General features: G+C 65.9%; 7 protein-coding genes. All 7 read right to left on the bottom strand.

Translation table 11 applies throughout. The annotated features are described in order from the left end of the window. Positions 1 to 5: 5 nt before the first annotated feature. Positions 6 to 3,059: an Ig-like domain-containing protein gene (locus tag CHB64_RS01550; RefSeq protein WP_143265914.1), complete on the bottom strand. Its 3,054-nt coding sequence runs from the start codon at positions 3,057 to 3,059 to the stop codon at positions 6 to 8. Positions 3,060 to 3,563: 504 nt separating this feature from the next. Next, positions 3,564 to 4,412: a 2OG-Fe(II) oxygenase gene (locus CHB64_RS01555; RefSeq protein ID WP_089411426.1), complete on the bottom strand. Its 849-nt coding sequence runs from the start codon at positions 4,410 to 4,412 to the stop codon at positions 3,564 to 3,566. A 38-nt stretch (positions 4,413 to 4,450) separates the two neighbouring features. After that, complete coding sequence (locus tag CHB64_RS01560; protein WP_089410825.1) at positions 4,451 to 5,104, bottom strand: serine O-acetyltransferase; 654 nt, start codon at positions 5,102 to 5,104, stop codon at positions 4,451 to 4,453. Continuing rightward, positions 5,101 to 6,102 carry a glycosyltransferase family 2 protein gene (locus tag CHB64_RS01565; protein WP_089410826.1) on the bottom strand — a complete coding sequence of 334 codons (1,002 nt, stop codon included), beginning with the start codon at positions 6,100 to 6,102 and terminating at the stop codon, positions 5,101 to 5,103. The genes CHB64_RS01560 and CHB64_RS01565 overlap by 4 nt, the downstream gene beginning before the upstream one ends. Continuing rightward, positions 6,099 to 8,288 carry a glycosyltransferase gene (locus CHB64_RS01570; protein ID WP_089410827.1) on the bottom strand — a complete coding sequence of 730 codons (2,190 nt, stop codon included), beginning with the start codon at positions 8,286 to 8,288 and terminating at the stop codon, positions 6,099 to 6,101. Before CHB64_RS01570 ends, CHB64_RS01565 begins: the two co-directional genes overlap by 4 nt. Beyond that, a complete protein-coding gene (locus CHB64_RS01575; protein WP_089410828.1) occupies positions 8,285 to 9,523 on the bottom strand; it encodes a glycosyltransferase in 1,239 nt (412 codons plus the stop codon). The genes CHB64_RS01570 and CHB64_RS01575 overlap by 4 nt, the downstream gene beginning before the upstream one ends. Before the next feature lie 23 nt (positions 9,524 to 9,546). Continuing rightward, positions 9,547 to 11,754, bottom strand: a complete 2,208-nt coding sequence (locus CHB64_RS15325) for an AAA family ATPase (protein WP_089410829.1) — start codon at positions 11,752 to 11,754, stop codon at positions 9,547 to 9,549. Positions 11,755 to 11,806: the final 52 nt, after the last annotated feature.

Genomic DNA, 11,806 nt, shown 5'->3' on the forward strand with positions numbered 1-11,806 from the left:
ACGATTCAGATTTCCACCGTCACCGTCACGGGCGTTTTGGTGAAATTTCCGTGCTCGTCCTCGGCCCAGTAGTAAAATGTGTCCTCGCCTTCGAAATGCGGATCGGCGTAATAGAGGATCTTGCCGTCCTCCGTGGCGACGATATGGCCGCGTCCCGCCTCGAAGCCGTCTAGCGAAATCTCATCGCCGTCAGGATCGAAGTCGTTGGCCAGGACGTCGATGACTACGAATGAGCCGGCCTTGACGCTCGCCTGGTCGGCGACCCCTACCGGCGCGGCGCTGTCGAGGTCGAGCACGCCGTTATACTCGATATCCGTGCGGAACCGCTTGCCGTAGAAGGGATCATACGGGTCGAGGGAGTAGGGAAGCTCGAAGAAGATGCCGACCTTCTGGAGCTCGCCCGTGAGGCGGTCCGCGACGAACTCCTCGACCAGGGTCACGCGCCGGCCGTCTTCAGTCAGCCAGTAGCCGTTCTGTTCGATCGCGCCGCGAAGCTGCAGATAGCCGATCTTCGTCGGATCCCATATGAAAGAGGTCGCTATCTCGCCCAGCGAATCCGTCTTGACGCCGACCAGCTCGAGCGGCTTGTCGTTGTGGCTCGGCCCCTGGTGAATGGAGTCAAGGAAGATCGAATCATAACTTGCAGAACGCTCGATGATATCGCCGCGATTCAGAAAATGATGGGCGGAAACTTCACCGAAATGCGCATTGAAATCTGCGTGTTTCCAATTCGTCACGTTCACGTCAATGAAGAAATAGCCGAAATCCTCGATCGGTATAGCGTCGTTCGTGGCGTCGTTCAGTATTTGCACGCCGGTGACGAATCCTTCGATATTGGCGCCGTCGACCACCATGTCGAACAGGTTTCGACCATACGCGACGCCGATCGTCCATGGTTTGACGGAGAAATTCTCCGCCGCCGTCGCGACGAAATCGAGATCGATGAAAGTATAGCGCGAGGTGTACTCGATGCTCAGGCCGTTGGCCACCTCCCACGCCGTGAAATCCTCGATTACCGACCGCGCGTCGTGGTGCTGCTGCGGGTGCAGCTTCACGACCTTAAGCCCTCCGCGCGCTGCGATGACTTCATTTCCGGAGAATTGCGTGATGTTGGCCTTGTTGACGTCGGTTACGTCGAGATAACGCAGCTTGTCGTCCTGCGGCGCGGCGGAAGGATCAAGCGTGTGAATGAAATCAGGCGGCGCGCGGTGATGGAAGATGAATCCCTTGCCGCCCGGCATGCCGGCCGCAACGTTGTCTACCACCTCCACGAGCCGCCCCTGCAGCCAGAAGCCGTCGCCGGTGCGGCCAAGATCGAAGGCTAGAACGTCTTCGCCGTCCTTGTCGCCTCTGTTAAGGCCGATCGACTTGATGGCGATGTTATGGACCCAGCGCCCCGTTTCGGTGCCGAGCTCGGCGACGAAGGCCGCGCCGAAGACGTCATAAGCGGCGTTGTCGGCGAGGATGGCGTTCGAATCGTGATGCACGAAGCCCCAGCCGGGCGAGCCCCAGACCGCATTGCCGACGATCATGGCCGGGTCTTCGAGATCCCCGGTTCCGGCGCGATGGATATGCAGCGGGTAGCGTCCCTTCACATTCGAATCCGGCGCGATCGCATCGAGCTCGCCGGCTTCGGTGGCCCGGTGCGCCTTGTCGGTGCGGCCGAGCTCGTAAAACTCGGCGTAACGCACGTCTATGTCGTCGGAGTGCATGAACATGACGTGGCCGCGCTGATGCGCAGGCAAGCCGTCAGCGTTTTCCGTCTCGACGCGGATATTGCGCGTGTAATTCGCGACATAGGCCTTGAGATCGTCCCGCGCGCCTTCGTGATTGTACTGGAGCGGGCGATCCACATGCACCGTATTGCCGTCGATGGCGACGATGACGAGTTCTTCATCTTCGGTGTCGCCGGGGTAGGGCTCGCCATATTCGGCTTCGCCATGGGGGGTCAGATGCGTGCCTGTGAGCACGAGCTTGTCGCCGACGCGCCAGCCTTCGGGCGGAGATTCGAGCACCAGCGCGGTGTCGCCCTTCATCGGATCGACCGCAAGGCGCACAAAGGCGTCTTTCTGCGCGCCGTGGATCTCGACGGCGCCGTGGCTGATCAGCCCGCGCGAGAGCAGCATGGGATCCCAAGCGACGTCGATGGGCCCGTTGTCCGCAATCGAGATGACCGCCTGAACGTCTGGCGCGACGGGATTTTCCGTCGTGCCGATCCTCAGCGTTCCGCTCGGCGCAACCACCAACGTGTCGACCTCGAGAAAAGTGTCGCGATCGGTCGCAAAATCAAGCTCGCCGTCGACGCGAATAGTGAAGATCGAGGCCGGGCTCTCCCCGTCGTAGGAGACGGTCACGCCCGCCGGGATGACGACCTTCGCGCCGTCGCCGGGAATCTCGCCGTTCGCCCAGGTAGCCGGATCGAACCAGGAGCCGCTCTTGATCGCCGTATGCGTCGCCTCCTCAGCCGGCACGAGATTGAGCAGTGCGATGTGTTCAGCCTGTTTGGCCGGATCGTCCGGGTGGGGATGGCCGTGCCCGTCGTCGCCGGAACCGTGGTGATCATGCCCGTCGTCGCCCTGACCGCCTTCGTCGTGATCATCGTGGCCGTCGTGGCCGTCGCCATCATGCCCTTCGCCGCCGGGTTCAGCGACGCCCGCCGCTTCGTTGTCGACGAGAATCTCGAAGCGGGCTTCACGCAGAACGCCGTCCTGATCACGATAGCTGAAGGCGATGTTCGCCGGTCCCGAATAGCCGGGGGCAGGCGTGAAGTGCACGACCGAGCCGTGCAACATGGTCGTTCCATTTTCGACTGAGAGGATCTCGACGATTTCCGCCGCGCCGGGCGCCGCGGCGAGGAGCTCGGCGACCGGTATTTCAGTCGTCGACCCCTCGGCGACGGGATAACCCTCTCCGCTGGAAGGCGGAGGCGGCGGCGGAGGCGGCGGCGGCTCTCCGCCGCCGGGGCCGACCATATCCGGATCGCGGTCGCCCAGCGTCTTGCATCCCTGAATCGCCAACAAGGCGGCGACGAGGCCGGCCTCGCCGATACGCGATTTCATCGCGCGGCGGCGGGCGCGTCTGCCCGAAGGCGCGGCCGGCATGGCCGCCCCGGCCCTAGCCGCTCGCAAAAGTTCGCTGAGATCAAGTTCCGAGAACTTTGTGTCCGCCGCCAAACGCTTCATGGCAAACAACCCCTTAACAAAGCGTACCCGTCCGTAGACTGCGTAAAATCGCAACCTCGCGCAGCTCAGGCGCGCACATGATCGGCTGAAATTCCTTAAGCGCAGGCTACTGAGCGCCGCCTAATTGCGCCACGGCATCAAGCGCGCCTTTCCAACCTTTAAGAGGGCGTCGACGTCATCGCCGTATGCGGCGGAATGTCGATGGGGGCGCGTCGTCACGCCGCGCCGGCATGGGCTTTATGAGAGACGCTCTTTTGGCGAAACATTCAGGAAATACAAGGCTGTTTTAGTGATCCTTGCGCGGATTACAAATCGGCAAGGCGCATGCGCGCCCGCCAGCGGCGAAGGAGCGCGTCGGGAGTTCCTTTCGATGAAATTTCATTAACCTCGCGGCCGGCGCAGGCGACGTCTGACGCGGCGGACATTCCGCATGAGGATCGGGGGCAGGAGGTCATTCAGGATCTCGTCGCGCTTGACCTTCCAGTCGACTTCGTCCGGCGCTCCAGGCCGGCGACGGAACTGCGTGGTGCGTCCGCGTTTCGCTTCGTCCCAGGTGGCCGTGTAGTAGTAGAGCGCGATCGAGCGCCGCGGCGTATTTTCGGGATGGGCGACCGGATCGGGATGTCCATGGAAGCTCGTATCGGTCGTCGAGAAGATGACGCAGCGGCCGAATTCCGGCGTCACGCGCCTCACGCAGGCGCTCATGTCGCGGTTCCACAGCTCCAGCGCGCCGCCATACGAGTCGCGCCAGTCCCTGTTGAGATAGATGAGCACGTTGAGCCGCCGCTCGAGCCTCAGCGGACCGTGCAGATTGAAATCGGCGTGCACGCTCAGATGCCCGCCATTCTTCGTCTGGTGGAAGCCCCCGCCGAGAAAATACGGATCGGGAATGAGCCCCCCGATCCCTGTCAGGTTTTCGAGAAACTGCAGGAACGGGCGCGAATTGAGCGAATAGAAAAAAGCGCGCACGGGCGGCGGCAGATAATCCGGATTGAAGCTGGTTTTATAGCGCTCCTGCGCGCGATCGAAGGTCCGGCTGTCCGGATCGGGCGCTGCGGGAAAATGCTCGAGACACAGATCGAGCATCGAGGCGGGCAGAAAATCATCGATGACGACATGCGGAAAGGGTTGGGCCGAAACGTAAGCCGCATGCAGCTCGCGCCCCTTCTCCTTCATGGCCGCCACGTCGAACAGCCCGTAGCGGGGATCGACGATCTCAAGATAGGACATGGACGTCTCCTGACGGGCGCGCCCGGCGCGATTCATAGTTATTCGGACGGGCGCGTTGCAATTCCCGCTCCCTGAACTCCGACGGGTTCCCCGCCGGCCGGCGGGGTCGGGCGGGCCGCGCGCGGGATGATCCGCGCCGGCACTCCCGCGGCGAGAGCGCCGGGGGGCACGTCTTCAAGCACCACCGCGTTGGCCCCGATCGTTGCATCCGCTCCGATCGTGATGTCGCCGATGATTACGGCGCCGGCGCCTATGTCGACACGGTCGCCTATGGTCGGTTTCGCGTTTGGATCGCGCCGGTCGGCGACGCCCATGGTCGTGTTCTGGCGAATCACTACGTCGTCGCCGATCCGCCGGGCGCCGACGATGATGCCGCCGAAATGCTCGATCTTAACGCGCCGGCCGACCGGCACGTTGTAAGATAGTTTCACCCCGCAGAAGATCTCAGTCGCCTTGAACATAATGCGATAGACGGCAGTCAGCGGCGCGCGCAGCAGCTTCGAGCGCACGCTCATGCGCCAGTTGCCGAAACGGTGCCAGAACAGCGCCCAGAATCCCTGACTGAGCCAGTCGCCGTCGTGAGTGCGGAAATCCTCCGCCACCAGCGCCCAGAATCCGATATCCTTCGGGTTTTCATTACGCGCCCCGTCAGGCAACGGCGGCGCGAGCGGTCTGGCGGAGCGCTCCTTCATCGCTTGGTTTTCCGCGCCAGATCTTCCGGCATCGGCGTCATGAGGCATGATCGCACGAAGTCCTTAATGAAGCCGTCGGCGAGCCCGCTCTGGCGACCCCGCAGACGGCGGTGAGCAGTGCAGACCATCATCCCTGTCAGCCGCGCTGCTGCAGCCAGACGAGCGTAAGCCGGCCCGTGATTCTTCGCATAATAGCGCAGCCAGGAAGCGAACCAGTAGGCCGGCATGCGGCCGGCGCGCGGCCGCCCCCCCGCCATGCCCGTCGACGCGCCCGCCGCATGGACCACCCGCGCGGCGGGCACGTGCCAGATCTCCCATCCGCGCGCGGCCGCCGCGCGCTGATAGTCGGTCTCCTCGAAATAAAGGAAATAGCCCGCGTCCATGTCGCCGACCTCGTCGAGCAGCGCCGCACGCAGCATCATCGCCGCGCCGGAGACCCAGTCGACCCGACACGGCGCGGCCGCGCCGGCTTGCACGGTCGGCCACGCCCGCTGAAGGAAGCCGATTCCGGCCGCGCCGGCAAATTCACGGCCGGCGCTGGGAAAATGAAACGCGGCATGACGCGGCGAGCCGTCCGGGTTTTCAAGGCGCGCGCCCGCCACCCCCGCGCGCGGTTTCGCGTTCAAGAAATCCGCCAGCGCGCCGACGGCGCCGGATTGCGGCGCCGCGTCGGGATTGAGAAGCAATACGAAATCGGGACGCAGCTCTGCGCGCCGGATTTCAGCGAATGCGAGATTGTTGCCGCCTGCGAAGCCGATGTTCACTGGACTCTTGATAAGGCGCACACGGGCGCTCAACCCTTCCCCCTCTATGAAGCCGGCCAGCTTTTCTGTATCGCCGCCAGGCGATGCGTTATCGACAATATAAACCTTCGACCCTGGAAATGCTTCCAGTTCGGCCAGAAGGTCCCGCAGATTTGCGACGACAAGGTCAGCCGTGCCGTAGTTTACCGTCACAACGGCGATGCGCGGCGAGCTGGCGACTTTCTTCGTCGTCATTTCTCCAGCGCCTTATATTCGACCAGACGACTGCGCGCGCCGCGCATGCGATTGGCCCAATAACGAAGAATGCCGACGGTTTCAGCAAATTTACCGAGCACGGATAAACAGGAGAATACAAGTGCGTCCGCTCCGTAACGGTTTCGCCATTTCAGAGTCAGCCGCATGATTTGCGCCGGATAGATTGTCAGAGCCGAAAGAAAAGCAGGGTGCGCAGCCGCCGATATGAACGCCGCCGGCGCGACTCCCGCCCAGACAAGCGCCCGGCGCGCCTCACGCGCCCAAATGCGCAGCGGCGCGCCGCGATGCAGATCCGAAATCTCGGCGTAGGCGTGTCCGGCCCGCACGGAACGTCGCCACCATTGCGAAAATCGGGTCATCGCGGCGTCATGCAGCGTCATCTCCGCCTCAAGGCGCCAGATTCGCCAGCCTGCCTGGCGCAAACGCAGACACAGTTCGGGCTCTTCTCCCGCGATGAGATCGTCCCGGAAGCCGCCTGCGTCTTCGAAAACCCTGCTGCGCATCAGCGCGTCGCCGCCGCAAGCGAGCGCTTCGCCCGCAGGCGTGTCCCATTCGGCGTCGCACAAACGATTGTACACGCTCGCTTGCGGATTGCGCTCGCGTCGGCGTCCGCAAACCACGGCGACGTCGGGGCGGGCGTCGAGGAACGCCGCGGCCGAATCGACCCAGCCGTCGACGAGCGCGCAGTCGCCGTCGACAAACTGAACATAGTCTGCATCCGGCGCGACCTCCATAAGCCGCGCAAAACCGGCGTTGCGCGCGCGCGCGGCGGTGAACGGAATCGTCGGGTCGAGTCGGACCACGCTGGCGCCGGCGGCTTCGGCCGCCGCGATGCTGTCGTCGGTCGAGCCGGAATCGACATACACGACCGGCCCGCCGGCGCGCGCGAGCGAGTCAAGACAGGCGACGAGTCGCGCGCCCTCATTGCGGCCAATGGCCACATGACCGACCCGAGAGCCGCGCGCGGAACCGCTCATCGCTCGCCGTCCCTCCCGGCCCGCGTCCACGTCTGCGACGAGGCGCGCGCGCGCGCTATAGACCCGGAACTTGTCGAGCGCATGGCCCGCCAGGGCCGGCAGATAGGCCGGCGGCAGCGCGTCGCGCCCGAACCCGACCCAGGCCGCCGCGCTTGCGACGATAAGCGAACTCATCGCCCCGCAGCTCATGTAGAAGGGAGCCGACGCCCCGCTCCAGGCCAGCGGCGCGAGACCGACAAGGCAAAGCCCGCCGACCGCCGCCGCGAACAGCGCCAGCGGCGGAATGAGCAGATCGAGCGCGGCCGCTGCAAGGCGCGCGTCGCGCCGGCGGGCCGCCTTCGCCAGCAGACCGGGCGCGCGGCGCCAAGCAAGGCGCAGCGAGCCATGCTCCCAGCGCGCGCGCTGCAAGACGGCGCTGTCGTCAGCCTTGGGAAAGTCGCTCTCGACAACGGCGTCGAGAACGAGAAGCGGCGGCGCGCCCCTTTCGATCAGCGCCGCAGACAAGGCGAGATCCTCGACGATCTCGCAACTGGCGAGATCGAGCTCCGCCGCCAGCGCCCAGGGCAGCGCCATGCCGGTCCCGGTCAGGCGGGTCACGTCGAACAGACGCGCCAGCCCCGCCATCCGCACGCGGTTCATGACGAGCCAGGCGAATTCCGCGGCGCGGCGCGGCGCCGGCGCGTCGTCCGGCGCGCGCATGAGATAGAGCGCCTGCGCCGGCCGGCCGCTTGCGGCTGCGGCGGCGGCGACGCGATCGAGCGCGCCGGGCCGCAATCGGCAGTCCGCGTCGATGAACACGACGATCGACGGCGGCGCGGGCTTCAGCGCGTCGAGCGCGAATTGCAGCGCGTAGCCTTTGCCGCGACGGGCAGGCTCATTCCGTATGAGGACTTCCGCGCCCGCTCCCGAGGCGACGGATGCGGTGTCGTCCGAGCAGTTGTCGGCGACGACGACGAGCCGGTCCTCCCGCCAAAGCTGCGCGCGTATGTTTTCAAGGACGCCCGCCAGGCCGGCCGCTTCGTCATGGGCGGGGACGACGACGGCGAGCGGCGGGCGGGGGCCCGTCGGCGCGACGCGGGGCGGAAGAAAGGCGGCGAGCACTTCAAGCGCGTAAAAGGCTGCGAGCGCGAGCGCCGCGAGCGCCAGAACGAACAGCGCGGTTTCGAGAAGGAAGGCGAGCGCGCTCATGGCGCTTTCTCCCCCCTCTGGCCCAGCGCGGCCGCGAAATGCGCCTTGAGCTTGCCCGCCTCGACGTCGATGTCATGAAACGCGCGCGCGCGCTCCTTGCCGGCCTGTCCCATCGCGACGAGCGCCGTCTCGCTCATGTCCAGCGCCGCGCGCATGGCCGAGGCGAGCGCTTCGGCGTCGCCTGCCGGCGCAAGCCAGCCGTTTTCGCCCGCGCGCACGAGTTCAGGAATCCCCGCGACATAGGTTGCGATCGCCGGCCGCGCGAGGCTGAACGCTTCCATGATCGACACGGGCAGGCCTTCCGCATAGCTCGGCAGCACGAAAACGCGCGCGCTCTCGATTTCCGCGCGCACTTCGGCCGGGGTCTTCCAGCCGGCGAACTCGATGCGATCGGCGACGCCCTGCGCTTCTGCGGCGGCCTCGATGTCCGCGCGCATCGGCCCGTCTCCAACAAGACGTATGCGAAACGCCCGCCCTTCGCGCTTGAGCAGGGCCGCCGCCTCTACGAGCGTGAGCTGGCCTTTTTGCTCGCACAGGCGTCCGACGCTGACGAAAACCGGAACGTCGTTCGACGCACGCGCCGCTTCGCGCGCCGGGGTTTCAAAAAAGTCTTTCTCCACGCCGCAGCGCACGATGCGAATGCGCTCCCACAACGCAGGGGGAACGAGGCGGCGAAGCTGGCTCGCCCCGTAATGGGAGACCGCGACCACGAACGCCGCCGCTTCGATCTTCGCCGCGAGGCCGATGAGACCGGGCTTGTCGAACTCTTCCGGCCCGTGCACGGTCATGCTGAAGCCGACATCCGCGATGCGCGCAGCGAGCATGGCGACGGTCGCGGAATTGGTGCCGAAATGGGCGTGGACATGGCCCAGCCTCTCGCGCCTCAACCAGTCGGCGAGCGCCAGCGCCTCGATGTAATAGACGACATGGCGCAGCAGCCCGGTTTCTGAGCGCCAGCCGAGACGGAGCGCGCCCGCAAGCGCCGCAAGGGAACGGGCGGGCGCGCGGGCGGCGGCGCGCGCGACGCTGGCAATGATCGCGCCGGCGCCCGCCCCGATAATATAACGCGTGCGCGCAGCCTCATCCTCGTCCTCTTTCGCGACGATTCCATCGCGCGAAGGGCGCACGGCGAAGCGTGCGATCTCGACCCCCTGACGCTCCAGCGCCTGGATCTCGCGCCTGATGAAACTGTGGCTAACCGCTGGATACTGGTTGACCAGATAGGCGACGCGCATCCTCTCCCCACGGATCATGAGCGTCAGGCTTTCGCGCGCTTCGACGGCGCGGGGAAATAGAACCGCCAGGCCCCGGCGAATTCAGGAAACGACGCGAAGGTCGCGGCCAGCGCCGCGCGCCAGGCGGCCAACCGGCCGGGTCCGCGCCGGACTGCGATGACGATGACGCGCGCAAGATACGTCGCCGCGCCGGCCGCAAGCGGCGCGGCCGCAGCCAAGAGCGGACTTGCCGCCGCGTCCGTTATCCGGGCCAGCGCCGCAGCCGCAAGCGCGGCGAGAATGACGAGAACAGGGATTCCCGCTCCCCAGACCAGCGTTTGCAAATGCTCGCGCACGAAAAGCCGTTCGGGCCTGCCGCCATGCAGTCGCACGCCGTGGGCGTATTCGTAGCCGGCGCGCTGCGCGTTTCGCCACCACTGCGCGAAAGAGACCGGGCGCGCCCTGCCGTCCCCCCGGATCATCTCCGTATCGAGCCGCCAGACCCGGCCGCCGCGACGACGCAAGCGGATGCACAGATCGCGCGTTTCGTTCACGGCAAGATCGCCGCGATAACCGCCCGCAGCCTCGAAAGCCTCAGCGCGCACGAAAAGATTCTCGCCCGTCGTCCGTATCTCTTCTTCCCCGCCCCCCGCGCGGCCTTCCAGCGCCGCCACCTCCGGCCGCCGCTCCATAAAGCGCGCGGCCGCCTCGAGCCAACCTGGCGCGAGGATGGCGCCGGCTTCGAGGAACTGGACGTAGCGCAGCCCGGGCCGGCGCCGCTTGAGGGAGCGATAGCCGGCGTTGCGGGCGCGCCCCAGGCTTGAGGGACTGTCGGCGACGACGACCTCCGCGCCGGCCGCGCGCGCGGCGGCCGCGTCGGCCGTTTCGGCGTCAGCCGCGACATAAATGATCGCGAAGTCCTGGCCGGGCGAGCGTATGGTCGCGTCTGCGCGCGCGCCGGCGCCGACCACTACGACGCCGACGCGCTCACGCAACGTCTCCGTCTGCGAAGGCGCAGCGTTCAGCGGCGTTTCGGGAAAAGACGACGCCTCGGGCCGCGGCGCGGCCGCGAGCGCGTCGCTTCCGCCGCCGGCCATGGCGATCTGGCGCGGGGCGGGCTCCGCCTCGACAGCCGAACGGAACGACAACCTGTTCTCGACGGCGCGAAGCGCGGCGCCTTCCGGCGCGGACTGGAGCGCTGGCTGGGGAGCGGCCAAGGCTTGCCGACGCGCCGGCATGCGCGGCGCGTCGTGGGGCGGATCAAGCCGACGCATGGACGAAAGGACCGACGAGGAATAGCCTGCAGGGCGCGCTTCAGCCTGCTGTTCGCGTCCGCCTGCGTTATTCGGCTCTCCCTTGATGAAAGCGGTCGGTCCGTCGGCCCGACTTCTCGTACGGCTGTCTTCGGCGCCGGCCGGCGCATTGATGCGCGCAGCGTAGCCGAATACGCCGTATTCGTTCTTGTCGCGGATAACGTTGCGGACGATCTCGACGTCGACCACGAGATCCTGCGCGGAAAAGGCGTAAACGAGCGCCGTATCGGCGATGATGTTGATGACGCGCGGCACGCCGGCGGACTGCTCCGCGATCAGCTCGACGGCGCGATCAGTGAAGATGCGCCGTTTCGCGCCGGCGATGGAAAGGCGCGTGTCGATATACGCCGCAACCTCTTCCGCCCCCAGCGCCTGAAGGTGGAAATCAGCGCCGACGCGCTGGGCGAGCTGGAGCATGTCTGGCCGGTTGAGCAGCTCCTTGAGCTGCGGCTGTCCCACCAGGATGAGCTGGAGAAGCTGGTCCTTGCCGGCGTTGATGTTGGAGAGCATGCGCAGCTCTTCCAGCATGTCGACAGAAAGGTTTTGCGCCTCGTCGATGATGAGCACGACGCGCCGGCCCTTGGCGTATTCGCCGATGAAGAAGCTCTGGATTTGCGCGAACAGCTCGACATGGCTCTTGCCGGCGAAGGGCTGGCCGAAGCCCATCAGCACCCAGCTCAACAGATCGCCGCGCCCCTCCTGGATGTTGGAGATAAGCGCCACCGTATGGGTGTCGGAAAGCTGGTCGAGCAGGCGGTGAATAAGCGTGGTCTTGCCGCAGCCCACCTCGCCGGTGACGATCGAAATTCCCGCCTGGTTGAGGACGCCGTATTCGAGCATGGCGTAGGCGAGCCGGTGCCCGCGCCCCCAATAGAGAAACGCCGGGTCCGGAAGAATGGAAAACGGCTTTTCGCTTAGGCCGAAGAACTCTTCGTACATCAAAAAATCTCCGCGGCGCGCCCGGCCTCGCGCGCCGCGAAACGACGCGCGC

Origin of the sequence: Amphiplicatus metriothermophilus (assembly GCF_900199215.1) — a bacterium.
GTDB classification, from domain to species: domain Bacteria; phylum Pseudomonadota; class Alphaproteobacteria; order Caulobacterales; family Parvularculaceae; genus Amphiplicatus; species Amphiplicatus metriothermophilus.

What these genes read in the sequence shown, in the direction of transcription:
- CHB64_RS15325 (WP_089410829.1), bottom strand. Translation starts at nt 11,754, where the DNA reads ATGTACGAAGAGTTCTTCGGCCTAAGCGAAAAGCCGTTTTCCATTCTT.
- CHB64_RS01575 (WP_089410828.1), bottom strand. Translation starts at nt 9,523, where the DNA reads ATGCGCGTCGCCTATCTGGTCAACCAGTATCCAGCGGTTAGCCACAGT.
- CHB64_RS01570 (WP_089410827.1), bottom strand. Translation starts at nt 8,288, where the DNA reads ATGAGCGCGCTCGCCTTCCTTCTCGAAACCGCGCTGTTCGTTCTGGCG.
- CHB64_RS01565 (WP_089410826.1), bottom strand. Translation starts at nt 6,102, where the DNA reads ATGACGACGAAGAAAGTCGCCAGCTCGCCGCGCATCGCCGTTGTGACG.
- CHB64_RS01550 (WP_143265914.1), bottom strand. Translation starts at nt 3,059, where the DNA reads ATGAAATCGCGTATCGGCGAGGCCGGCCTCGTCGCCGCCTTGTTGGCG.
- CHB64_RS01560 (WP_089410825.1), bottom strand. Translation starts at nt 5,104, where the DNA reads ATGAAGGAGCGCTCCGCCAGACCGCTCGCGCCGCCGTTGCCTGACGGG.
- CHB64_RS01555 (WP_089411426.1), bottom strand. Translation starts at nt 4,412, where the DNA reads ATGTCCTATCTTGAGATCGTCGATCCCCGCTACGGGCTGTTCGACGTG.